The sequence below is a fragment of the Filomicrobium sp. genome, from assembly GCF_025698805.1.
In the GTDB taxonomy this organism is placed as follows: domain Bacteria; phylum Pseudomonadota; class Alphaproteobacteria; order Rhizobiales; family Hyphomicrobiaceae; genus Filomicrobium; species Filomicrobium insigne.
In genome coordinates this window covers 538,254-561,884 of sequence record NZ_JAILWT010000002.1, presented here as the reverse complement: position 1 = coordinate 561,884, position 23,631 = coordinate 538,254, and the positions used below count along the sequence as shown (strand labels likewise).

The window sequence follows — 23,631 nt, the reverse complement described above, 5'->3', positions numbered from 1 at the left end:
ACGGAGGATGAGTTGAATCTGTTCACCCGCGTCGTCGACGGAATTTCCCGCCTCATGGGCGCGCTGTCGATGCTCCTTCTTGCAGCGGCGGTGATCGTCGTGTGCCAGTTGATTACCTTGCGATATCTGTTCAACGAGTCCACCGTTTGGCAGACAGAGTTCGTCATCTATTCGCTGATGGCCTCGACGTTCCTGGGAGCGCCCTATGTGTTGCTGGAGCGCGGCCATGTTGGTGTCGATCTATTACCGTCTATGCTGGGTGGACGGGCAAGATTTGTGCTTGAGCTGACTGGCGGGATTATCAGTCTCATATTCTGCGCCTTGCTCGCCTATTCTGGGTGGACCTATTTTCACGAAGCTTGGGCGCATGGTTGGCGCACAGATACGGTGTGGGCTCTACCGTTGTGGATTCCGCTGGCTCCGCTGCCTCTCGGCATTGGTCTTTTGTGCCTCCAGTATATCTCTGAGCTGATTAAGCTGTTCCATGGCCGATCGCTGACAAGCTCGGAATTGGAAACGTCGACGCGGGAGGCCTCTTGATGGAACCGATTCAAATTGGCGTCCTGATACTTCTCGCGCTCCTGTTTCTCATTTCGACGGGTATGCCGATCGCGTTTGCGCTTGGAGCAGCCTCCATTGGCACGCTCTTAATTGTTGAAGGTCCGCAGGCTCTCGGAATATTGGGTGAGACCTTCTTTGGCGGCCTCAATTCGTTCAGCCTCGTCTCGATTCCGATGTTCATCCTGATGGGTGCGGCTGTTGCGTCGAGCCCGGCAGGTAAGGATCTTTACGAAGCGCTGGACCGTTGGCTCAATCGTGTTCCGGGCGGCTTGGTGCTATCCAATATCGGCGCGTGCTCAATCTTTGCCGCTCTCTCCGGTTCGTCGCCCGCGACGTGCGCTGCTATCGGCAAAATGGGCATCCCGGAGATGCGCAAACGCGGCTATCCGGATGACATTGCGACCGGTTCGATCGCGGCGGGCGGTACGCTTGGAATTCTTATTCCGCCGTCCGTGACGATGATTGTCTACGGTATCGCCACCGAGACATCTATCGGCCGATTGTTCCTGGCCGGGTTGCTTCCAGGCTTTATGCTAACCGCCCTGTTCATGATCTGGACGCTGATTGCGTGCCGCATGAAGGGACTTGGCCTACGCGATCTGACGCAGAACTTCACGTTGAAGCAAAAATTTGAGGCTTTGCCGCGCGTGTTGCCGTTCCTGGCAATTATCGCAGGCGTGCTGTTCGTTTTGTATGGCGGTGTCGCTACGCCTTCGGAGGCTGCTGGTGCGGGGGCTATGTTCTGTCTGCTGCTGGCGGTGATCATCTACCGAATGTGGCGCGCAGGCCCTATCGTCGCAATGTTTCGGAGTTCGGTCCGCGAGTCCGTCATGATCATGATGATCATCGGGACGGCGGAGCTGTTTGCTTACACCTTGTCGTCAACGTTTGTTACGCAAACGATTGCGCAATGGATCAGCGATCTCGAAGTCAATCGGTGGGTGCTGTTGGCGGCTGTCAACGTGTTCCTGCTCGTTGCGGGTATGTTTCTGCCGCCGGTCGCCATCATTCTTATGACGGCGCCCATCCTTTTGCCGATCATCACGTCGGCTGGTTTCGATCCCTACTGGTTCGCGGTGATCCTCACCATCAATATGGAAATCGGTCTGATTACGCCGCCCGTAGGATTGAACCTTTACGTCATCAATGGGATAGCACCAGACGTACCGTTGTCGTCGATCCTGCGTGGATCTCTGCCCTATGTGGTGTGCATGGTGTTGGCAATCGTCATTCTCTGCATCTTTCCTGAGATCGCGACATGGCTGCCTGACCTTCTCATGGGGCCGGAACTTTAAACACGACACACGACCTGAGACGCACAGTTCGCTTCATATGTGAACTGTGCGTCATTTGAATTGGAGACAATAAGAATGACCAGAACCGGCCCACTAGACCGCCTGTTGGTAATTGATCTTACGCGGGTCCTCGCAGGCCCTTATGCGACGATGGTGCTGGCGGACATGGGTGCACGGGTTATCAAGGTCGAAGCTCCTGCTACCGCAGATGACGCCCGTGAATTTGGACCTTTCATCAACGGCAAGTCGGCCTATTTCATGTCGCTTAATCGCGGCAAGGAGAGCATTGCCCTTAATCTCAAAGATGATCATGACCGTGCGATTTTCGAGAAGCTTGTCGCCAAGGCAGACGTGCTTGTTGAGAACTACCGTCCAGGAACCATGGAGAAACTCGGTTACGGATGGGACCGTCTGAAGGATATCAATCCCAAGCTTATTTATGCTGCTATTTCCGGGTTCGGACACACGGGCCCTTATCGCTCGCGCGCGGCTTATGACATGGTTGTCCAAGGTATGGGCGGCATCATGAGCGTTACGGGCTATCCGGAGGCAGGCCCAACGCGCGTGGGGACTTCCATCGGTGATATCACGGCCGGTTTGTTTGGTTTCGCCGGTATCATGTCGGCGTTGTACGATCGCGAGAGGACGGGCAAGGGCGCGATGGTCGACGTCGGTATGCTCGATTGCCAAGTCGCTATCCTAGAGAATGCCATTGGGCGCTACCTCGCAGATGGGGTTGTTCCTCAGCCGCTGGGTGCCCGCCATCCTTCCATAACGCCCTTTGAGGCGTTCGCGACAAAGGACAGCCACATCATCGTTGCTGCAGGTAATCGGACGCTGTTTGAAAAGCTGTGCGGAGCGTTGGAGCGGCCGGACATCATGGCTGATCCGGATTTTGAAACTAACGATCTCAGAACGCAAAATCACGAGCGTTTGAAAGTTGAGTTGGAGAAGACGCTCGTCACGCGTTCCGCTGAGGAGTGGCTTCGCGTTATTGGGGATGCCGGCGTACCATGCGGGCCGATCAACAACGTCGAACAGGTCGTCAACGATGCGCATATCGCAGCCCGGAATATGATTATTCGTACGGACGATCCCGTGGCGGGAACGGTTCGCATGGCTGGCAACCCAATCAAGGTCACGGGGTTCGACGATCCACGTAAGCGGCGGCCGGCGCCACAGCTTGATGGCGACCGTGAAGCGGTGCTCGAGTTGATCGGAATGGCTGATGCGTCTGCGCGTTAACTTGGTCGCATAGACGTACGTTCTGTATCAAATGGCAGCTGTGGCTGCTTTCAGCCAGGCCTTGGTTTCACGATCTACCAACGGAGACAGAGTTATGCGTACTCTGTCATGGTAGGCATTGAGCCAGGCCCTTTCTTCGTCCGTCAGCAGCGCGGGATCGATGAGGCGCCGATCAATGGGCGCCAATGTCAGTGTTTCGAACGACAACATCTCACGATCGCCGCTGCTGATTTTTTTCGGCTCCTGAACAAGAACCAAATTCTCAATACGGATGCCGTAGGCGCCTTCTTTATAATAACCGGGCTCGTTGGAGAGGATCATTCCGGGCTGCAGGGGTACTGCGCCGGCCTTAGAAATTGAAGCGGGGCCTTCGTGCACAGAGAGGAAGCTCCCCACGCCGTGGCCTGTGCCGTGGTCGTAGTCGAGGCTGGCTTCCCACAATGCGCGGCGGGCCATAGGGTCAAGATCGCGGCCGCATGTGCCCTTGGGGAAACTCGCGGTTGCGATGGCGATGTGCCCCTTGAGGACGCGGGTGAAGCGTTCGATCATCTCACGGGTTGGCTTTCCGATTGCGATCGTGCGGGTGATGTCTGTCGTACCGTCTTGATATTGTGCACCGGAATCGACGAGGAACAGTTCTCCCTGTTTCAGCTGGCGGTTGCTCTGCGTGCTGACGCGGTAGTGGACGATAGCCCCATTGGGGCCGCTGCCGGAGATGGTGTCAAAGCTGATCTCGCGCAGCAGGTTTGTTTGACGCCGGAAGTCTTCCAGGGTCTGAGCCGCCGTGATTTCATCGAGGGAGCCCTTCGCCGCCTCTCGGTCAAGCCAGCATAGGAACTGTGAGACAGCAACGCCGTCGCGTTCATGCGCCATCCGCATCCCTGCTATTTCCGTAGCGTTCTTGATGGCTTTCAAAGCAGTGCACGGATCGGACCCGCGGGCTATCCGTCGCGCACCGCCAAGCTTTTGGGCAAAGAACCAGCTTGCCGCATTGGGATCCAGCCGGACCCGTTTCTTTTGCGATTTAAGGTCAGAGAGACGTTCGGCGAGTTTGTCGGGCGCCAATATCTTGGCTACCGGACGCAAGTGTTCGCGGAGTGATTTGTCTACCTTCTTCGGGTCGACAAACAGCTCGACCTTGCCGCGACGCGGCACGATCGCGAAAGACAGGAAGACTGGGTTGTGCGCGACATCGCTGCCGCGGGCGTTGAGCAGCCAAGCGATGGAATCCGGACTCGTCAGAACAACGACGTCCTGTTCATCATCAGCTAGGCGCTTCTGCACTTCTTCGACCTTGTCTGCGGATGACGTTCCGGCGAATTCCAAAGGGTGCGGAATGATGGGGCCGGCTGGCGGGGCGGGGCGATCCTTCCCCCAGAGCTTGTCGATAAGGTTGGTCGCGACGGGTGTCACCTTGATGCCGTGCGGTTTCAGCCGGCTTTGCAGACGTTCTATCTGCGCGATCGTGAACAGTTTGGGATCGAAGCCAATGCGCGCGCCGAACGATAAATTCTGCGGAATCCAATCTTCCGCCCGTGTTTTGGCCATAGGCACGATCTCAAAGATTTTCGTGTCGACCTCTTGCCGCGCCTGAACCGTATAGCGCCCATCTACGAAAACCGCGGCGGTGTCGTGCGTCACCACAGCGGATCCGGCGCTTCCCGAAAAGCCCGTCAGCCAGTGCAGCCGTTCGGCGCACGGGGGGACATATTCGCCTTGGTGTTCATCGGCGCGCGGAATGAGATAAGCGTCCAGCTTACGGCGTTGCATCTCTTCACGCAGCCGCGATACGCGAGCCGCGGCTAAGGTTGGATCGCTACGTGTTTCAAAAGTCTGGAACATGGATGGCACTTCAGTTCACGGCGCAAGTGCCGTTGGCTTGGGGAGCGTGATGGTAGAGCGAGATGCGCATCTATCGCAATATCCGCGCATGGCGAAGAGCCGTTACGACCCCGCCGGTTTAGTGATGCGGTGATATCGGTCTGTCGTTGAGGCGACGCATGACGAGGGTTGACCACCCGGCGATGCGGCTGTGTTGCTCAAGATAGAAACCGCGCGCCCGGTAGGCTGCGATGATTTCAGGAGCCTGATGCGTGAGGAGGCCGGAGAGGATGAGATGGCCGCCGGGTTTTGTCGCGCGCGCAATTGATCCGGACAGCATGATGAGCGGGGCTGCGAGAATATTCGCGATCAACAGGTCAAAGTTTTGGGGGGCCCGTAGTCGCGGGTGCTCCAGTCCGGAGGCGACGATTGTTGAGATGCGATCGTGAGCCCTATTTGCAGCGATGTTGGCCGCGGCGACGTGGACGGACTGCGCATCGAGATCGCTCGCCAGGATCTTTGTTGCGGGAAGTGCACGAGCCACCGCAATGGACAGCACGCCGGAACCACATCCCAAATCCAGGACGTTGGCGTATCGCCGCCGCCGGGTCAGACGGTCGATCGCAAGAAGGCAGCCGTAGGTCGTGGCATGATGCGCGGTGCCGAAAGCTTCGCCCGCGTCAATCAAGATGGCGCCAGGGCCCCGTCCGACGCGATGGGTGTCGTGGCTGCCGTGAACCGTGAAGCGACCCGCTGTGACTGGGGGAAGTGCTGCTTGGGACAACGCCACCCAGTTGGCTTCAGGCACAGGCGCGAGGGTAAATTGTGGAGCAGGGGCTCCCAGAGCGGGTTCGACGCCGGCAGCCGCAGCTTCCGCGTCGCTCTGGCTATCGTAGTAGGCCTCGATGCGCCAGCCCTTTCCGGCTTCTTCGAAGAGGCTCAGAGCGGTGGGTTGAGGTTCGATCAGATTTTCCAGTACGCTGGCCAGTCGATAAGCCAGATCCCGGTCTGAGATGATCGCGGAAAGGGTCGTCGCGCGGTGTTGGGTCAGGTCGTTAGAGGTGTCGGTATCAGTAGGCGCGTTTGCGTACATTATGCGTGTTGTTCCGCCGGCGTGGCTGTTGCAGTTGGTTCCGGGACCGGGTCCGCCGTCCGGATTTCCCGACCCTCGTTATGCTCAATATCGGGGAGCAGATCCAAGAACATGTCCCACTTGGCATCAAGGTGTTGGGCCGCTTCGCGCGGCTGCAGCGTATGCAGGTAACCGTCGGCGTCCTCGGTAACGAGGCCGTCTGCTATCAGTCGCGATAAGGCGTCTTCCAGATCGAAATCGACATCAACGCCGAAGCTCGAATTGAGGTATTGCTCTATCGCAAGATCGATAGCTTTCAGATCGTTGCGATGTGCCTGTTCTTTGGCCAGGACGCAATACAATAAAATTTCTTCCTTTACGTCTTCCTCCGCGGCGCGGTCGACGAGCTTGATCATAACGCCGCGGTTGTCGGCCATGGAGTGGAAGTAAAGGTTCTGCGCCATGATGACCATGTAGCGCTGCTTTGTATTGAAGAAGTTGCTGACCTGGCGGAACAGGGCCGCGCCTAACCCCAAGATCGCGCCGCCTGCAACGATCGGGTTGGTGAGTAGGAGCCCAACTTTACCGGCGGCGGCGAACGTGCTCATGCCGACGCCAAACGCGCCGGTGCCACCTAAAGTAATTTTATCCATCAAACGGAATTTTACGGTGGTGTTCGGAAACACCATTTCGACATCCGACCGCGGGATGTTTTTGAAGAGCTTCATGTAGATGTCGTCTTCATTGACGGCGGAGGGCAGATTCGCGCGCAGACGTTTTGCCATGCGTTCTGCTTCCTTCCGCGAGATCTTTTCCTTTTCCATAATCTCGCGGATGTGTCGGTCGAGCGGCTTTAATTTGAAGAGCAGGAACAGTCGCTGAAAAATCGGCACGTGAAATTCTTCCTTGCGGAGGAATTTGCGCAGGTTGCGGCGTTGATCTTTGCGTGTTGAAGCGCCGCGATAATAGATCAAGCATTCTTCGAACAACGAAAAGTCGACCCGCAAGTCGAGGCCGTAGTGGGTCGCCTCGCTCAGGATTTCTGTGATCACGGACGGGTCAAGGCGCTCGTAATTTGCTTGTTCGAGAATCGACTCCATTTCCGAGACGAAGCGTTTTTGCATCTGTCGCAGTTCATCGCGGCTGTATTTGCGTGTCAGCAACAGATCGGTATCTGGGCTGAACGGTTCGTAAGTCTGCTCCAGCTCAAGCAGACGCGCGCCGTAAAGCTGATGACGCCAGTAGTCGAGATAATGAAAGAAACGACGGGCCACTCGTGCTTCTTCCGCGCCCCAGGCCTGTGGTGATGTCAGCCGGTCGATGAGGGCGAAACGCGTGATCGGAATAAAACGTTCGCGCGGGCGTTCGTCATCGGGTTTGAGGATGTCTACGCCGTTTTGGGGTAGCGCAGTTGCCATGTAGGTGCTGGTCGGCGGGGTCAATGGTGATCCCGAGGGCGAATCCTCACGCACGACGATTTGCGGTTCTTCCTGAGCCGCAGCGTTGACCGGGGACATGACACACAACCTCCCGATAAGTCTCAGACGCAATAATATGACGTTCGGAACGGGATTCCTTGCCGGACCGTCAACTGTTATCGCTGTTTCCCTCTCCCACGAGGGTAGTGTTTAGGATGCAACTCCGCTGCTGTCGAGTTTATGCGAGCGACTATACATCCTAAAACAAGCGATCTCTGTGACGGTTTGATCGGATAAACGCGGTAGTTATGCAAGACTCCGTGATTTTCCCGTCGAACTTATTTGGCGTGTAAAGACGATTCATGGTGTCATAGCGTTGCTTCGACGGCATTCCTGTGGCGTCGGATCATGTAGTATTTGGCAGAACAGTGATTCACAGCTTCATGCAATTTTGCGTGAAACTGCCTTAGTCGTGCCTAGGTTGGAACACAGAAACGGCGGTGCGGAAGCGTTCCAGTGATAGGGGGGTCTGGGTGCGTCGCTCTCTGACAATCTGTGGCATTTTGTCGGTGACGGCGTGGAGCGCCCTCCCCGCGTCGGCGGCTGATCGCCTAGAGATGCCCTATTCCTGCACGACGCGGGCAAACGAAGTTGTCCTTAAGGCAGGCGCACCGCAGCTGTACGAAATTCTCGGCAACAAAGAGCAGCGGACTTATACGGCATGCCGGGAGGCTGGCTCTCCTAATTGCAAAACGATGACGATCTATCGCTTCGCGATCTCTTGCGGTGGAAAAAGTGTTTCGTGGGTTGAAATTGCCGCGAAGATACGAAGTGAAGCGATTGGCGCTTCCTGGTTGGAGGCAGATCAGCTCAACTTGTTGATACGTACCAACAAGGGAAATGCGCAGCGGACAGCGCGTTTCATTATTCCCAGGGGGTATGCCCCCATCGAAGAGGTGGGCGCACGTCTCAATCCGCACGATGATCTCTCAGATATTGCGCAAAATCTGGTGGATCACCCCACGGTTCCGAACCCTGTTTCCGTACCTCCTGACGCCATCGCCGCGGACGCGGCGGATGCTGCTATAGCTGCAGCAGCTGATATGGCCGCGCGTTCGGCGGCCAGCTCCGCGATTTTGGTGGCAGATACGGCTCTGATTTCGGAAGAAGCTTGGCAGACGGTGGTTTACGAGCATGATGTCGGTGCGGCTGTTTCCCCGGCGGCGGGCGGGCTGGTTTATGCCTATACGTTAGGTGCTTTGGCGCTGACGTTGCTGGCGGCAATGTTTGGGTTTCTGGGACGCCACCGGTGGCGCACTCCGTTCAGTTTTGCGCGGTTGCGGACTGTAATTGGTGGAAGTGCAACACGCAGTTGGTGGCGATCAAAGCTTTCAGCGAAGCTTCCGCGGACGGATAATCAGACCTTTTTCAACGGTGTCGATTCTGTTGCGGCCCTCCTGCTTCAGGTCGAGTCCCTCGTGTACTCCCTGAAATCTGCCGGGCCGTTGCGTGATACGCTTTCCGGTGAATTGAAGGGCATTCGGCAACGGCTTGCTTCATTGAAACAGGCGGATAAGGGCGAGCTTTCGGAAGCGCGCACGTCGGCCGGGCTTCGTGCGATTGTCCGTGATCTCGAGCGCATTCGCCGTATCGCCGATAGTGCGGCAATCAGCATGTCGAAAGGGGCGCGTGTCGGCCGGGGAGCGGTGCCGAAGACGGCCGCGGAAGCCTACGAGTTGCTCGGGATCAACGCTAGCGTGTCTGAAGCTACGTTGAAAAAGATCGTTGATGGGTTGCGGATGAGTTGGCATCCGGATCTCGCCCGTGATGCCGCCGATCGCGATTTGCGTGAAGAGCGCACCAAGTGCATCAACATTGCTTGGGATCTGATCACGGGCAAGCGTGCGGCTTAACGAGCCGTTTCTCGCAAAGAGATTTCATTGTTTCTGTGTCAGTGGCGCTCGACGAAAGAGTCGACGACGCGCTTGCGTCCCGATTTCTCAAAATCAATGGTGAGCTTATTGCCGTCGATTTCCGAGATCCGGCCATAGCCAAACTTTTGATGGAAAACCCGCTCTCCCATTTCAAATGAGGACTCGCTCGTTGAGGATGCGACGAGTTCGCCTTCAATCGTGCGTGGGGCTGCGCGACGGCGTGGGGGCGTTGTCGAATCTGATTGCCACTGTTTTTGCGCGCGCTGCCAGCCCGGCGTCGCGTAGCTCGATTGGAATGCCGCTGGGGCCTCATCGAAGCGGCTGGCGCCGTAAGGGTTGCCTCCGAAGCGCCCACCAAAATTCTGATATGCACCACCGAACGGTGTTTTAGCTTCGACAACCTCGACGTGAGCTTCCGGGAGTTCGTCGACGAAGCGTGAGGGGATCGCGGATTGATAGAGACCACGATTGCGCCGGTTCTGAGTGAAGGAGATATGTGCACTGACCTTGGCCCGGGTGATGCCGACATAAGCCAGACGACGCTCTTCCTCCAGTCCGGCCTGTCCGCTTTCATCGAGCGTACGCTGGCTCGGGAATACGCCTTCCTCCCAGCCAGTTAGAAAGACGGTATCAAACTCCAGGCCCTTGGCGGCATGCAGCGTCATGATGGAGACGCGATCACCGTCGCTCGCGTTGTCGATATCCATCACCAGGGACACGTGCTCAAGGAACCCTTGTAGCGTATCGAACTCGTGCATGAAGCGTACGAGTTCTTTGAGGTTTTCCAACCGGGATTGAGCTTGCGGGCTTTTGTCCGCTTGCCACATCTGAGTGTAGCCTGACTCGTCCAGGATCAGTTCGGCCAGCTCTGTGTGGGGCATGGTTGCGGCGCTTGCTCGCCAGCGCTCGAACTGCCTGACGAGATCGCTCAAAGAGCGACGGGCCTTGCCCGACAACTCTTCGGTTTCGATGATGGATTGTGCCGCGGCGAAAAGCGGGATCTCGCTGGCGCGTGCCAATTCGCGAACGCGTTTGACAGACTTATCCCCCAAGCCGCGTTTGGGCACGTTGATGATGCGCTCGAACTTAAGATCGTTCGCTGGATTGGCCGTGACTTCCAGGTAGGCGATCGCGTCCTTGATTTCGGCTCGTTCATAAAACCGTGGGCCGCCGATGACACGGTAGGGCAAACCTGTCGTGATGAAGCGGTCTTCCAATACGCGCATCTGGAAAGATGCGCGTACGAGGATCGCGATCTCGTTCAGCCGGTGCCCTTGCTTGCCCAAGGCTTCGATGTTGCTGGCAATGGTGCGGGCTTCCTCTTCGTCATCCCATAGTCCGGTCACGGTGACTTTGTTGCCGGCTGCGCCATCCGTGAAGAGCGTCTTGCCGAGACGGTTCTCGTTGGCGGTGATGAGATGTGAGGCGGTTGCCAGAATATGCGCGGTAGACCGGTAGTTCCGTTCTAGCCGGATGACGGTTGCACCGGGGAAGTCCTGTTCAAACCGCAGGATGTTGTCGACCTCGGCTCCGCGCCAGCCATAAATAGACTGATCGTCATCGCCGACACAGCAGATGTTCGGCTTTTCGGAGCCCTGAGCCAACAAACGCAGCCACAAATATTGGGCGACGTTGGTGTCCTGGTATTCATCGACGAGGATGTAGCGGAAACGGTTGTGATACTGCGCCAGAATATCCGGATTCTCCATAAAAAGCCTGAGGCTTTCCAATAGGAGGTCTCCAAAATCGGCGGCGTTCAATTCCTTCAAGCGGCGTTGGTAGGCGGCGTAAAGCTCGCGGCCTTTGCCGCCTGCAAACGCGTGAGCTTCGCCGGCGGGCACCTTTTCTGGCGTGAGGCCGCGGTTTTTCCAGCGGTCTATGTAGGCGGCGAGCTGACGGGCCGGCCAGCGATCCTTGTCCAAGCCTTCAGCTTCGATCACCTGCTTCATCAGGCGGAGCTGATCATCGACGTCCAGGATCGTGAAGCCTTGCTTCAAACCGACGAGTTCGGCGTGGCGGCGCAGGATTTTCACGCCTATCGAGTGGAAGGTGCCCAGCCATGGCATGCCTTCGACGCTGCCGCCAACAAAGCGCTCGACGCGCTCTTTCATCTCCCGCGCTGCTTTGTTCGTAAATGTTACGGCGAGGATTTGGGATGGGTAGGCGCGACCGGTTTCGAGGATGTGGGCGATTCGGGTGGTGAGCACACGTGTTTTGCCGGTGCCGGCCCCCGCAAGCACAAGGACGGGCCCCTCAAGAGCTTCTACCGCAGCACGTTGTTCCGGATTGAGCGCATCGAGGTATGGCGCTGCCGATGATGACATCGGGCGTTTTGCAAGCGCACGTTGCGATATGGAGCCTTGCGCGTGCGCAGGTGCGGCCTGCCCAGGTGTTCCTGCGCCGGACTCTGTGTTCGGCGGGAGGTCAAAGGGTGGGTCGTCTTGCGGTTCGATCGGCATATGAGCCGATGCTGTGTTCGTCTTATGATTCGTGCTCATTGTTTGCCAATATAGCACGCTCAGCTGGGCGGCAATCGGGCGGAGCGGCGGTTCCACAGAGGTCACGAGACGCCCAGTGGGTATTTGGGAAGGGTTGCGACCAGCGATTTATGCCGCGCTGCCGCAAAATCAAGCAAACTCCGGAGCGCTGATTGTCGAAGTCTTGATTGGCGTTGCACCATTTTAGAGTCCAAAACTCAGCGTAAGACTTGGCAAATCCGTCCAGGCATCCGACTGTGACGTGTCGCGATATGGACGGATAAGCTATGGTGTTCGTTGACGGCGAGAATGTCGGGGCTGAGATTTTGCGTTAGCAGTTCGTGCGTGGTTATTGCTCCAGGCACGTAGGCAGGCAGGCGGAGGCAAATTTTGAACGCATTACTGACGTGGATCGGTAGCCTCCTGATCCTGGCACTTGCGGCTCTATTCGCCGGTCCGCATTTCGTTGATTGGAACGTTTATCGCGGGGTCTTCGAAGAAGAGGCTTCGCGTATTCTCGGCCGGGACGTACGGGTTGGCGGGGATGTCAATTTGCGGTTGTTGCCCGCGCCGTACGTTCGGTTTGAAAAGCTGCGTATTTCCGATACGACGGGCATCGCTGGTGCGCCGCTGTTCAGCGCAGAAAGCTTTACGATGTGGCTGTCTGTGCCGCCCTTGCTGAAGGGTGCGCTAGAGGCCAAGCGAATTGAGTTGGAACGGCCCAGCGTCACACTTGCAGTCAATGAAGACGGATATGGGAATTGGCGTTCACTTAACGCCGGTTACGGGTCTTTGCCGTTCGTTCCGACCGGCGTCGAACTCCAATCTGTTCATATCAGCGATGGCGCCGTTGCGCTGAACCTGCAACGTGGTGGCGAGGTTGCGCGGCTTTCGAAGATTAACGGTGAACTTGCCGCAAAGCAGCTCGCGGGACCGTATACGTTTCGCGGATCGGTTGACTTGAGTGGGACAGAGCGGCAGATCCGGCTGGCGACATCTGAGCCGGATCAGGCTGGCACCGTCCGCCTGAATGGACAAATCCGGACACCGTCGAGCAAGGATCGTTACGCCGTCGATCTTCGACTGAGCAATCTCTGGGAACAACCGGCTATCGAGGGGGATCTCTCGGGGCGGGTTCAGATCAACAAAATGGGGGATGATGCTTTCGCCGAACTCAAGGCGAAGATGAAAGGCAGTCCCCAAGGCGCGCAATTATCCGAAATTGTTGCTTCGTTTGAAAATTCTGGGCAGCCACAGATTGTCGTCGGTCAGATGGCTGCGGAATGGGGCGGGCGACACCAGATTGATTTGTCTCTCAGTTCGCGCTGGCTTGATCTTGACCGATTGGCAGGCGGGACGCCGTCGCAAGCATCGGCAATGCCTACAGGTGAAACCCCTGCGGGAAGGGCACCTGGAAACGGTGAAGCAATCGGCGCCAAACCTCAAGCTTTTACTGGCCCCGTTCAAACGGCTCAATCACTTCTTGCCGGATTGATCGACGTCTTTCCTGAACGCGTCGACGTGAGTGCGGACCTTAGGGTCGATCAGGTCAATCTCGGCGGCGATGCCGTGAGCGATGTCTTGTTAGAGATGCAGCGCAACGGTGGTCCTCTTGAGATGAAGACGATGCGCGCTGTGTTGCCGGGCGGCGCGCGGTTTGATTTTTCCGGACAGGTTGAGGCGACAGAGGGTGTGCCGGTTTTTTCAGGTGATCTCTATGTCGGAGGCGTGAGCGCGGCACACGTGATTTCCTGGGCGCTTGGCCCTGGAGCAACCAGTGGCATCAGTAGCGATGGGCCCTTTGCCGTTGATGGAAAGATGCGGCTGGGTGGTTCCAGCCTCCAGCTTTCTAACGCGCGTGCCGAATTTTCCGGCGTTCCCATCCGAGGTAGCGTGAGCTGGCGTGAGAACAAAAATGGTAAGCGGCTCGCCGTGGAGATCGAAGGCCGCGAGATTGATACGCGCTGGGTCGGGCTCAATGATTTTCAAATGCCTGCCATTGTCGACATCTTGAGCAAGAGCGTTGAGACTGCTTCGGGCGATAATGTCCTTCCCGCTTGGCTCTCTGGAGATTTTGGTGACGTGCGCTTGCGTGTGCGTGCGGACACGTTGCGTAACGGTTCCAACGAACTGAAGGATGTGAATGCCGACATTGCCTTGCGGGATAACCGCATAGAGATCGCCACCGCGGACTTTAAAACTCCGTCCGGCCTGTCGGTTTCCATGGAGGGCAGCATTGCCGAGCCTTCCAAAGCACCGAAGGGGACCTTGCGGTTCGTTATTGGAGCGCAAAACCAAGAGGCGGTGACTACGCTTGCGAACGCGCTAGGCGGAGAAGCTTCTCGGGGGCGCTTTACCGAACGGCTGTCGGATCTTGCGCCGTTTCGGCTTGCAGGCAACCTCGCTCTTTCGCAACGCCTGCCCAATGCCGCTGATATTGACGTTGATGGAATGGCCAGCGGAGGGTCAGTCGAGGCACAGCTTCGGCTCGATGGCGGCATTGATCATTGGCGTGAGAAGTCCGCGGATATCCTTGTGCGCGTCAAGGATGGCAAGGCGGCGCGTTGGGTGGCAAATTGGCTTGGCGGAGCAGAGGGCTTTGAAACATCCAATTCAGCGCTGAATGGGGGTAGCGGGCTGTTGAAGGCTGTTGGCGTTCCTAATGATGGCATGCTGACGATGGCGACGCTGGATGGCGATGGGTTTTCGCTGATTTACGACGGCAAGAGCGGGGTTGCTGGCGATATGCTGAGCGCGATCTCCGGAGAGTTTGTCGTCAACGCCCGGCAAAGTAACGATGTGCTTGGCTTGGTCGGCATTGAGCTGGCGGATGGCGCGGAGTTGGGCCCGGCGCAGGGTGTTGTTGAGTTTACCCGGAGCAACGGGCGCTACGTGTTTACGCCGCGGGATATGATTTTTGCCGGCTCGCGGCTTGCGGGTTCGATTGCCGTTTCGCGCCAGAAAGGCGACGGTCGCCGGCTCGAAGCGGACTTAACGACCGATGCAGCATATCTGCCCGGCCTCATGTCCGCTGTTCTGGCGCGTCCCCGACAGGGATCGGAGGCGCCTGAAGACACGGATCCCGGGCAACAACGTTCAGCAGCAGGCGGGACGGGCCTTCCACAGGTTGCGCAGGCGGCCGAAGGATTGGTCACGGATGCCGCGGTCTTTTCAGATCAGGCTTTCGACATGTCCCCACTCGTGGACCTCTCCGGTCAGCTCAAGCTGAAGGCCAGCCGGTTGATGTTCAATGAGGAGCTGCATGCCGAGAATGCTGGTCTGACAGTTTCGTTTGGCGGATCGCGTGTTGAGCTCACACTCAAGGAAGCAACGGTGCTCGGTGGCGGGGTCAGTGGTGAACTGTCACTGGAGCGTGCGCCGGCGGGGGTGATCGCCAGTGGTAACGTTGCTCTGCAAGGTGGGAATTTGGCTGAGGTCGTTTCGCAGAAGGCCGGAGGCCGTGTGCTCGCAACAGGCACAGTCGATGCGAATGCCAAGTTCACGGGGCGCGCGCTGGGGCCACGCGGGCTTGTTTCTGCACTCGTCGGTTCGGGAGAACTGACTTTTACCGACGCCAAGGTGCACGGGCTTGATCCGGCTCTTGTTACCGGCTCAGCGCTGTCCCTGGTGGCCTCGGATGATCCGATCGACAACTTCGCGGGGACTTTGCGTCAGGAACTGGGTAAGGGCGTACTGCCGGTAGGAAAGCGCTCCGTCGCACTTGAGATTATCGACGGTGCTGTTCGGGTTAGTCCGATCAAGGTTGATACGCCGAAGGGAAGCACGCAGATCATTACGACGTTCGATATCGCCGCATTGGCTGTTGATAGTGAATGGCGCATTCAGGCGAAGTCAGCTGTCAATGGCGAGGCTGATTGGCCTCCGGTAACTGTGACGTTTGTCGGTCCGGTCGCGGAATTGGCGTCGCTTGAGCCCAAGGTGACGGCGGATACCTTGGAGCGCGAGCTGACTGTGCGGCGTATGGAGCGCAACGTTAACGAGCTGGAACGCTTGCGTCGCCTGGATGAAGAAGCGGCGGCGCGTGAGCGCGCTCGGCAGCGTAAGATTGAAGAAGAGCGGGCTAAGGCTGCGGCCGCCGCTGCCGCCGCGCGCCCTCAATATCCGATTACGCCTAACAGCATGAACGGGGTGATCACTTCAGAACCGTTGCCACCTATCGAGACGGCTCCGGGGCAAGGTAGCAATGCCGGTGAATTTGCTCCGGGAGCAGGTCAACCCGTGCCGCCGGAAGCAGTCATCAACGAACCACCACCGCCATCCGTTCAGGTACAGCGGGCTCCGCGTCCGCGACCCGCGCGGGAGATACCCCAACTCTCGCCGTCGGACATCATGCGCCAGCAATTGCTCGGCACGAACTGACGAGCCAAAGCGTCAGTGGGGCGAACGTTCGATATTTTCAGTTGAATGAGCCGGCTCTTCGTTCGGCTTGTTGGTGCGTGCTGCTTCGCGATAGCGCTCAAGGACGTAGAGCCGCACGGCTGACGATAAACCTGTGTCGCCGCGTTGTGCGTCGATGCTTCCGACCATATCGGCGAGAGACCGATCATCCGAGGCCGCGATCTCCTTCAATGCCGCCCAGAATGGCTCTTCCAGCGAAAGCGATGTGCGGTGCCCCTTAATTGAGAAAGAGCGCTTCTTAGGCCGCATCAGGCCGCACCACCTGATGGTGGGATATCATCTTTGGGATTGCTGGGTGGGGTCGAGGGTTGGTGGTCTGGCGATCCGACACGCTGAGCACCGTCGAGTTGGCGGTTCGCGTGTTCTGCTTCTAATGAGCGTTTTTGGCGCTCGGTTTTCGACTGTCCGAATTTTGCGCGATTTTCTTCAGCCTGCGCTTCTTTACGCGCGCGTTCACGGGCTTTGCGGACTTGGCGCAAATTGATGATTTCGGCGGTCATGAGCGTCGATCCGTTCCCAATTCTGGCGTCTTGGGAATTTTGATAGCCTGTAAAACCCGGGATTGCCAAGTTACATGCTGTCCACCCTCTTTGGGGTGGCGACGGATTTCGAACCTTCAGACTTTGCTTTTAGCTCATTCGCCGGAGGTGTTGCTGCCCGATGGTGAGGTTTCCGAGCGGACGAGGCCTTCGGTCAATTCGGGCGAGCAGAATTCGATGAAACGGTAGACGAAGCCGCGTAGATATCGGCCGCGGCGAAGTGCGATCCGCGAGGTGTTCTTTTGAAAGAGGGGGGTGGAATCGAGCAACGTCAACTTGGTATCGCGCGTGGGATCGAACGCCATCGAGGCAATGATCCCTACGCCTAAGCCGAGTTCGACGTAGGCCTTGATCACGTCTGCGTCCAGGGCTGCCATGACAATATCGGGTGAGAGACCTGCGGATGCGAAGGCTGCATCAATACCGGCGCGGCCGGTGAAGCCGGGATTATACGTGATGATCGGATATTCGGCGATCGCTTCCAACGTCAGCGGCGTGACTTTTTCGAGCGGGTGTCCCTTCGGTGCGATGACAGCATGGTGCCAGGAATAGAAGGGGAATGAGATCAGGTCGGGATTGTCGATCAGAGCGTCGGTCGCGACACCAACATCGGCTGAGCCATCAAGAAGCATCGAGGCCGTTTCGGCCGGACTGGCCTGGTGAAGTACAAGATGCACATCGGGAAAGGTCTGCTTGAACTTTGCGACGATGGGGGGCAGCGCATAGCGAGCCTGCATATGCGTGGTCACTACAGTGAGTTCGCCGCGATCTGTTTGTGAATATTGATCAGCGATGCGTTTGATATTCTCGGCTTCTAGCAGGAGCCGCTCGACAAGTTCTAATAGTTCTTCGCCAGGGCCAGTCAGGCCGGTCAGGCGCTTGCCGCGCCGTACAAACAACTCGACGCCAAGCTCATCCTCGAGGTCCTTGATGTGTTTACTGACGCCGGATTGAGAAGTGTAGAGTGCGCCCGCAACCTCTGTCAGGTTGAAGCCGCGCCGCGCGGTTTCCCTGATGATCCGAAGCTGTTGGAAGTTCATGTATGGCTCGCGGCATTGAGGCTGGGACGGACGTATCTAGTATTTTATAACCCGGCTTCGACGATAGAGGCTTGATCGTCCGGTTTGCCAGAGATCTACGTCAGTTCAATGCGTGCAAAAGGCGAAAGCCAACATAATTTCTGGCAATTTGCGCTGAGATTGTTGGGGCGATGGCTCAGAGAGCGAAACGCAACACATCAGTTTGCTGCGCCATCGCATATCCTACAACTCAGATCGAAATGCTGATCGCGATCACGACGGCGATGGAGAGAAAGAAACCTAACCAGGACAGTGTCTGGGTTGTGGTCATTGCGCGTTCCTCCGGTCTGGCTCATTTTGTGTTTGCAAACTGTAGCCAGCGCGCATGCTCATCCTAACCAAGAAGTTCTGCTGTGCTTATTCCTCCGCGTGCATAAGGCGACAGGTTAATTCGCTAGTGCGAAATAACTTTCCGAGACGTGTCGCTGAATTACTTGGCTTCTTCCAAAATTTATCGAGCGGTGATGCTGCATTTGCGAAGTGGTCTGTGTGGAATAGTATATTTTTTGGTGCAACGCCGCGTATGTCCGCAAATTAGATAATGGTTTGGGTGCCTATCCGTAGGGGCCCCCTGTCATGGGCGGCCCCTAGGCTCCTAAGGATCACTTTGGGCCGATCATCTTGGACGGGTCGACAATTTCGTCGAATTCGGCATCCGTCACATAGCCGCCGCCGACTGCTTCCTCACGTAACGTGGTGCCGTTTTTGTGCGCCGTCTTGGCAATCTTTGCTGCGTTGTCGTAGCCGATCTTGGGCGCCAAGGCGGTGACGAGCATGAGCGAGCGCTCGAGGCCGGCCTTGATGTTGTCTTCACGCGGCGTGATGCCAACCACGCAGTTTTCCGTGAACGATACGGTGGCATCGGCCATGAGACGTACCGATTGCAGGAAATTGTAAGCCATCACCGGATTATAGACGTTCAATTCGAAGTGGCCTTGGCTGCCTGCGAACGTGATTGCGGCGTTGTTGCCGAAGATCTGCACGCAGACTTGGGTCATGGCCTCGCACTGCGTGGGATTGACCTTGCCCGGCATGATGGATGAGCCCGGCTCATTCTCCGGGAGCGACAGTTCGCCCAGACCGGAGCGCGGACCACTACCGAGGAAGCGAATGTCGTTGGCGATCTTAAAGAGTGAGGCGGCGACGGTGTTGATGGCGCCGTGACTGAAGACCATCGCGTCGTGCGCAGCTAGGGCTTCAAACTTATTGGGCGCGGTTGTAAACGGCATCTGGGTGATTGCCGCAATCTTTTCCGCAACCATTTCGGCAAAACCGATGGGGGCATTGAGCCCCGTACCGACGGCGGTGCCGCCTTGAGCCAGTTCCATGAGGCGCGGGAGCGTCATTTCAATGCGTTGGATACCGTTTTCTATTTGTTGTGCGTAGCCGGAGAACTCCTGACCAAGAGTGAGAGGCGTTGCGTCCTGCGTGTGGGTGCGGCCGATCTTGATAAGTGACTTCCAGGCCTGCGCTTTGTCGTTCAGCGCATTGCGCAACTGTTGGAGCGCGGGCAGCAAGCGATGCTGGATTTCTTCGGCACATGCGATGTGCATGGCTGTCGGGAACGTATCGTTCGACGACTGGCTCATGTTGCAATGATCATTGGGATGGACTGGAGACTTCGTGCCCATCTCGCCACCCAGCATCTCAATCGCGCGATTGGAGATCACTTCGTTGGCGTTCATGTTGGACTGAGTGCCCGAACCCGTTTGCCAAACGACCAATGGGAAGTGCTCGTCCAGCTTGCCTTCGATCACTTCCTGGGCCGCGTTGACGATGGCTTTGCCGACGTCCGGCTTAAGGCGTCCCAACTCCACATTCGATTCGGCGCAGGCGCGCTTAACAATGCCAAGAGCGCGAACGATGGGCGCCGGCTGCTTCTCCCAGCCAATCTTGAAGTTGCCGAGTGATCGCTGGGCTTGTGCGCCCCAGTATTTGTCGCCAGGAACTTCAATGGCGCCGAATGTATCTGTTTCGGTGCGGGGCGTTGCCTTGGGGGCTGTGGCGGTCATGGGCGGCTCACTGCTGGTTTCGTTCGTCGGAAAGAGTTGTTTGCAAGCGCATTTATACTGGGACGCACGAGATGCGCCACCTCAGGCGGTCCCCGCCGTTGGTATTATGCCAGACAGGACAAATCCGGCCGCGGCGGGTGGTGCCACGGAGCCGAACATGTTTAGGGGTAAGCTGGCTTATTTTTTGCGGAAAGCGTCGAGGCTTACGATTTCAGCGCCGACAGTCGCAGGCAGTTCTGCTTCTTCTTCATTCGCCTCGGCTTCGAGGCCGTCTGATTGCTCTGCGTTACCGTTCAATGCGCGTTCTTGGGCCGGCGCGTGCTTTTTCACGACATCAGCAGCCGGTTCTTTTGCGTTGTCATCGCGGCGGCGGTTGTGCGAACGCCGATTGGCGGCATTTGCAAGCGATGTCGGCTCGGCGTGCTCGGGATCTGAATCGCCGTTGAGGCTGGAATAGTTCGACTCCAGCGAGCTTACCGATTGGTCCACGCTGTCCGCAGTGAAATCCGGTTCCTCGAACTGCAGACCGTAGCGCACACTCGGGTCGAAGAAGACTTTGATGGCTGAGAAGGGCACGACGAGGCGCTCGGGAATGCCATCAAACGTGAGCTTCACTTCGAAGCGGTCGTCCGAAACGTTCAAGTCCCAGAAGCGGTGCTGGAGAACGATCGTCATTTCGCTGGGATATTTCTCCTTCAGCCTCTTAGAGAGAGCGACACCGGCGGCTTGTGTCTCGAAGGAGATGTAGAAGTGATGATCGCCCGGCAAGCCGAATTTTGCCGCCTTTTGCAGAACGGTGCGCACGACGCCGCGCATGGCTTCCTGCGCCAGGGTCTCGTAGTCGATCGTTTGCTCGGTCGTCATCTCGTCTCGCGCAACCTTATTATTTTGCGCCCCGCTCGCCAAAGGTGCGCCAAGAATTAGTGGAGGGCTTCTGTTGCCCGGTGCCCTCCGATACCGCGCCTTACCCAGCTAGGATAAGGACTTCAAGTTCAGGCTTTTGGCACTGCATTACGCAGCGACAGCGGCCTCAGCATAGTTGTCATTTGCAACTATTATGATCGGCCCGATAACGGCGGAACCATGCCGAGCAAAAGCTAAGCCCTTTACACCTTCGTCGATCCTATTTCGCCCCCATCAGATACCCACGCACACGCGGCCAAACGGCTCTTTCGCATTTTGCGCGTGGGCATGTGGTGGAGGCGCCGGGTACCGCCCCCGGGTCCGAACGGCTTATTACGACCGCGTTTATCGCCATAGCTGGATCGCTCCAGCGATTTGAATATATGACGGCTGCAAGTGAAAAAAAAGTGTCGTTGCAAGGCAGGACCGCTACACAGGCGATAGTTCGTGTGAGCGAATGCTTCAGGGTGACATTTCTGCCTTCGCTTTATCCTCAGAATTCAGCGTCCGGTATTATGATTCGCCGGGTCTTCACGGATCCATAAAGCTTGTCCGTTTTAGCCCGTTATCTGGGCGTCCTAAGGGATAACGGATAGGTAGAAGAAGGGTTTCAGGGCATGCCTCTCGCATATTTGGCGCGCGCCTTTCCATATACACCGGCCTATCACGCGCGCACCGGGTGGGGCCCAGTTCTGGCGGTATTGGCCACGTTCGTGATCTTCATTGGTGCTGCAGCGGCGGGGTTTGGCATTCTTGTGCTGGCCAATGAAGGCCAACCTGATTCGCAAGGCCGATCGCTCTGGGTCGAGCTTCTGGTACAGCTTCTTATTATAGGGCTTACGGTTCTCGCTGCCGGCTTCTTCGGGGGGCGGCGCGCCGATGTTCTAGCGTTGCGCCAGCCTGCGGGAGGGTGGCGAGATGTCGCGAACGGCCTCGCGTTCATAGCGGGTGTCACGCTTGTCTATACTTTGCTGACTTTTCTTATTTTTCCTGACGACCTGGTCGGCGATCTCCGACCGTTGTGGGAAATCATGCAGTCCCCGTGGGGGTGGGCATTAGCGCTGGTCGCCGTGATTGGCGCTCCCCTCTCGGAAGAACTGTTGTTTCGGGGGTTCCTTCAGTCGGCGCTGGCGAAATCGCGGTTGGGATTTGTGAATGCGGCGGTGATTACGACGGTCGCCTGGACGGGACTGCACGCGGGCTATTCGCTGGCTGGTCTGGGAGAAGTGTTTCTCGTCGGCCTCGTGCTGAGCTGGCTCCTGTGGCAGACGGGGAGCCTATGGGTGCCGATCATTTGCCACGGCGTCTATAATGGTGTGATCATCTCCTATCTCGCGGCGTTTCCCGTGCCCGCGTAGAGATTGATCGAAACCGATGGACCGATGTGGTCCTACTGGGAATCGGGCTAGGCTGACTTCATGCAGAATTATCTCGATTTGCTGGCGCGTGTGCTCCAGCACGGCACGCGGAAAACCGATCGTACTGGAACTGGCACGTTAAGCGTGTTCGGACACCAGATGCGTTTCGATCTCTCCGAGGGTTTTCCGTTGGTGACGACCAAAAAGCTGCACGTGAGGTCGATCATCCATGAGTTGTTGTGGTTCTTAACCGGCGACACGAACGTCAAATACCTGCGCGAGCATGGCGTAACCATCTGGGATGAATGGGCTGACGAAAACGGCGAGCTCGGCCCGGTCTATGGTAAGCAGTGGCGTTCATGGGCGACGCTCGATGGGCGTGCGGTCGATCAAATCAGCGATGTTGTCGATCAGATCCGGACCAATCCCGACAGTCGCCGGTTGATTGTGTCGGCATGGAATCCAGCGGACGTCCCGGATATGGCTTTGGCGCCGTGCCATTGCCTCTTTCAGTTCTATGTCGCGGATGGACGCTTATCCTGTCAGCTTTATCAGCGTTCGGCGGATATTTTCCTGGGGGTTCCGTTCAATATCGCGTCTTATGCTTTGCTGACTATGATGATGGCGCAAGTCACAGAGCTGCAGCCTGGCGACTTCGTTCACACGCTGGGAGATGCGCACCTTTATCTGAACCATCTGGAACAGGCTGATCAACAATTGGCTCGCAGTCCGCGGCCTCTTCCGCAAATGTGGATCAATCCCGACGTCGGAGACATTTTTGATTTCACGTATGAAGACTTCGAGATCCAGGGCTACGATCCGCATCCGCATATCAAGGCCGACGTAGCGGTTTAGCCGCATCGCGTGTCAGACACGCCCATCGTGGCTGAATTGCCAGAGGAGTTCATGGTAAAAGTCGCATTTGTTGTTGCCGTTGCGGAGAACGGTGTCATTGGCCGCGATGGGGAACTACCCTGGCGTCTTTCTTCCGATCTGAAGCTGTTTCGTCGTTTGACGATGGGTAAGCCCATCGTCATGGGGCGCCGGACGTGGGATTCCCTACCGAAACGGCCCTTGGATGGACGCGACAATATCGTTGTAACCCGCAGCGCTGATTTTAAGGCTGATGGCGCATATGTCGTTACCAATGTTGACGCAGCGCTTGCTCTCGCGCGAGAGTTGGCGGAGGCGCGCGGCGCAGACGAGGTTGCAGTCATCGGAGGTGCGCAGATTTATAAGGATACGTTGGATCATGCGGACAGAATCTACTGGACGCAGGTGCACGGGACGCCAGAAGGCGACACAATATTTCCTCCGCTCGATGCTGAAATATGGCGAGAGGTTGGCCGGGAGCCCATTCCCAGGACCGAGCGGGATCAGTACGCAGCGACCTTAAAAATTATGGATCGGATCTAATTGCTGCCTCTGCAACCGTATTTTTTGACTGTTTGCATGGATTTAGGTCGCAATATCGTCTTGACGGCAGCGCCTGCATCAC

Annotated in this window: 17 protein-coding genes and 1 other RNA gene; 8 read left to right on the top strand and 10 right to left on the bottom strand. The window is 57.3% G+C overall.

All coding sequences use genetic code 11. The annotated features are described in order from the left end of the window. Positions 1-12 precede the first annotated feature (12 nt). The 3 genes from K5845_RS06370 (at position 13) to K5845_RS06360 (ending at position 3,101) form a co-directional block, all read left to right on the top strand. Positions 13-540: a TRAP transporter small permease subunit gene (locus tag K5845_RS06370; RefSeq protein WP_244466781.1), complete on the top strand. Its 528-nt coding sequence runs from the start codon at positions 13-15 to the stop codon at positions 538-540. Beyond that, on the top strand, positions 540-1,856 hold the full coding sequence (locus tag K5845_RS06365; RefSeq protein ID WP_046479578.1) for a TRAP transporter large permease: 1,317 nt from the start codon (positions 540-542) through the stop codon (positions 1,854-1,856). The genes K5845_RS06370 and K5845_RS06365 overlap by 1 nt, the downstream gene beginning before the upstream one ends. A 75-nt stretch (positions 1,857-1,931) precedes the next feature. Next, complete coding sequence (locus tag K5845_RS06360) at positions 1,932-3,101, top strand: CaiB/BaiF CoA transferase family protein (protein ID WP_287958652.1); 1,170 nt, start codon at positions 1,932-1,934, stop codon at positions 3,099-3,101. Positions 3,102-3,128: 27 nt separating this feature from the next. Here K5845_RS06360 and K5845_RS06355 read toward each other — a convergent pair whose 3' ends face one another. The 3 genes from K5845_RS06355 to K5845_RS06345 form a co-directional block, all read right to left on the bottom strand. Then, positions 3,129-4,943, bottom strand: coding sequence for an aminopeptidase P family protein (locus K5845_RS06355; protein ID WP_287958651.1), 1,815 nt, complete (start codon positions 4,941-4,943; stop codon positions 3,129-3,131). 118 nt (positions 4,944-5,061) lie between these two features. Beyond that, entirely contained in the window at positions 5,062-6,015 is a 954-nt protein-coding gene (locus K5845_RS06350; protein ID WP_287958650.1) for a 50S ribosomal protein L11 methyltransferase, read from the bottom strand. Beyond that, a complete protein-coding gene (locus tag K5845_RS06345) occupies positions 6,015-7,511 on the bottom strand; it encodes a TMEM143 family protein (protein WP_052744074.1) in 1,497 nt (498 codons plus the stop codon). The genes K5845_RS06350 and K5845_RS06345 overlap by 1 nt, the downstream gene beginning before the upstream one ends. Positions 7,512-7,945: 434 nt before the next feature. Between K5845_RS06345 and K5845_RS06340 the strand changes: the two genes are divergently transcribed. Continuing rightward, a complete protein-coding gene (locus K5845_RS06340; protein ID WP_287958649.1) occupies positions 7,946-9,325 on the top strand; it encodes a J domain-containing protein in 1,380 nt (459 codons plus the stop codon). Between the two features lie 38 nt (positions 9,326-9,363). On the opposite strand, the gene K5845_RS06335 is transcribed toward K5845_RS06340, so the two are convergent. Then, entirely contained in the window at positions 9,364-11,844 is a 2,481-nt protein-coding gene (locus K5845_RS06335) for an ATP-dependent helicase (RefSeq protein WP_287958648.1), read from the bottom strand. A 369-nt stretch (positions 11,845-12,213) separates the two neighbouring features. Between K5845_RS06335 and K5845_RS06330 the strand changes: the two genes are divergently transcribed. Next, positions 12,214-16,203 (top strand): AsmA family protein, encoded by a 3,990-nt coding sequence (locus K5845_RS06330; RefSeq protein WP_287958647.1) that lies wholly within the window; start codon positions 12,214-12,216, stop codon positions 16,201-16,203. Between the two features lie 12 nt (positions 16,204-16,215). Here K5845_RS06330 and K5845_RS06325 read toward each other — a convergent pair whose 3' ends face one another. From K5845_RS06325 to ssrA, 6 genes are all read right to left on the bottom strand, one after another. Beyond that, the gene (locus K5845_RS06325; protein WP_076605360.1) at positions 16,216-16,491 is read right to left on the bottom strand and encodes a ribbon-helix-helix domain-containing protein; all 276 of its coding nucleotides are present in this window, start codon (positions 16,489-16,491) and stop codon (positions 16,216-16,218) included. Next, positions 16,491-16,742 carry a DUF4169 family protein gene (locus K5845_RS06320; RefSeq protein WP_046479592.1) on the bottom strand — a complete coding sequence of 84 codons (252 nt, stop codon included), beginning with the start codon at positions 16,740-16,742 and terminating at the stop codon, positions 16,491-16,493. The genes K5845_RS06325 and K5845_RS06320 overlap by 1 nt, the downstream gene beginning before the upstream one ends. 134 nt (positions 16,743-16,876) lie before the next feature. Continuing rightward, entirely contained in the window at positions 16,877-17,821 is a 945-nt protein-coding gene (locus K5845_RS06315; protein ID WP_046479595.1) for a CysB family HTH-type transcriptional regulator, read from the bottom strand. A gap of 641 nt (positions 17,822-18,462) precedes the next feature. After that, entirely contained in the window at positions 18,463-19,872 is a 1,410-nt protein-coding gene (fumC, locus tag K5845_RS06310; RefSeq protein ID WP_287958646.1) for a class II fumarate hydratase, read from the bottom strand. Between the two features lie 177 nt (positions 19,873-20,049). Continuing rightward, a complete protein-coding gene (locus K5845_RS06305) occupies positions 20,050-20,736 on the bottom strand; it encodes an SspB family protein (RefSeq protein ID WP_090227977.1) in 687 nt (228 codons plus the stop codon). A gap of 58 nt (positions 20,737-20,794) precedes the next feature. Then, positions 20,795-21,186, bottom strand: a transfer-messenger RNA (tmRNA) gene (ssrA, locus tag K5845_RS06300). Between the two features lie 206 nt (positions 21,187-21,392). Between ssrA and K5845_RS06295 the strand changes: the two genes are divergently transcribed. From K5845_RS06295 to K5845_RS06285, 3 genes are read left to right on the top strand one after another with little or no spacing between them, the layout of a single operon-like run. Then, positions 21,393-22,133: a CPBP family intramembrane glutamic endopeptidase gene (locus tag K5845_RS06295; protein ID WP_052744075.1), complete on the top strand. Its 741-nt coding sequence runs from the start codon at positions 21,393-21,395 to the stop codon at positions 22,131-22,133. A gap of 60 nt (positions 22,134-22,193) precedes the next feature. Then, complete coding sequence (locus tag K5845_RS06290) at positions 22,194-22,988, top strand: thymidylate synthase (protein ID WP_046479606.1); 795 nt, start codon at positions 22,194-22,196, stop codon at positions 22,986-22,988. A gap of 51 nt (positions 22,989-23,039) precedes the next feature. Further along, the gene (locus tag K5845_RS06285) at positions 23,040-23,549 is read left to right on the top strand and encodes a dihydrofolate reductase (protein ID WP_046480864.1); all 510 of its coding nucleotides are present in this window, start codon (positions 23,040-23,042) and stop codon (positions 23,547-23,549) included. The last annotated feature ends 82 nt before the right edge of the window (positions 23,550-23,631 follow it).

Coding starts and splice junctions, on each gene's coding strand:
- K5845_RS06365 (WP_046479578.1), top strand. CDS start 540: ATGGAACCGATTCAAATTGGCGTCCTGATACTTCTCGCGCTCCTGTTT.
- K5845_RS06360 (WP_287958652.1), top strand. CDS start 1,932: ATGACCAGAACCGGCCCACTAGACCGCCTGTTGGTAATTGATCTTACG.
- K5845_RS06355 (WP_287958651.1), bottom strand. CDS start 4,943: ATGTTCCAGACTTTTGAAACACGTAGCGATCCAACCTTAGCCGCGGCT.
- K5845_RS06350 (WP_287958650.1), bottom strand. CDS start 6,015: ATGTACGCAAACGCGCCTACTGATACCGACACCTCTAACGACCTGACC.
- K5845_RS06345 (WP_052744074.1), bottom strand. CDS start 7,511: ATGTCCCCGGTCAACGCTGCGGCTCAGGAAGAACCGCAAATCGTCGTG.
- K5845_RS06335 (WP_287958648.1), bottom strand. CDS start 11,844: ATGAGCACGAATCATAAGACGAACACAGCATCGGCTCATATGCCGATC.
- K5845_RS06325 (WP_076605360.1), bottom strand. CDS start 16,491: ATGCGGCCTAAGAAGCGCTCTTTCTCAATTAAGGGGCACCGCACATCG.
- K5845_RS06320 (WP_046479592.1), bottom strand. CDS start 16,742: ATGACCGCCGAAATCATCAATTTGCGCCAAGTCCGCAAAGCCCGTGAA.
- K5845_RS06315 (WP_046479595.1), bottom strand. CDS start 17,821: ATGAACTTCCAACAGCTTCGGATCATCAGGGAAACCGCGCGGCGCGGC.
- fumC (WP_287958646.1), bottom strand. CDS start 19,872: ATGACCGCCACAGCCCCCAAGGCAACGCCCCGCACCGAAACAGATACA.
- K5845_RS06305 (WP_090227977.1), bottom strand. CDS start 20,736: ATGACGACCGAGCAAACGATCGACTACGAGACCCTGGCGCAGGAAGCC.
- K5845_RS06295 (WP_052744075.1), top strand. CDS start 21,393: ATGCCTCTCGCATATTTGGCGCGCGCCTTTCCATATACACCGGCCTAT.
- K5845_RS06290 (WP_046479606.1), top strand. CDS start 22,194: ATGCAGAATTATCTCGATTTGCTGGCGCGTGTGCTCCAGCACGGCACG.
- K5845_RS06285 (WP_046480864.1), top strand. CDS start 23,040: ATGGTAAAAGTCGCATTTGTTGTTGCCGTTGCGGAGAACGGTGTCATT.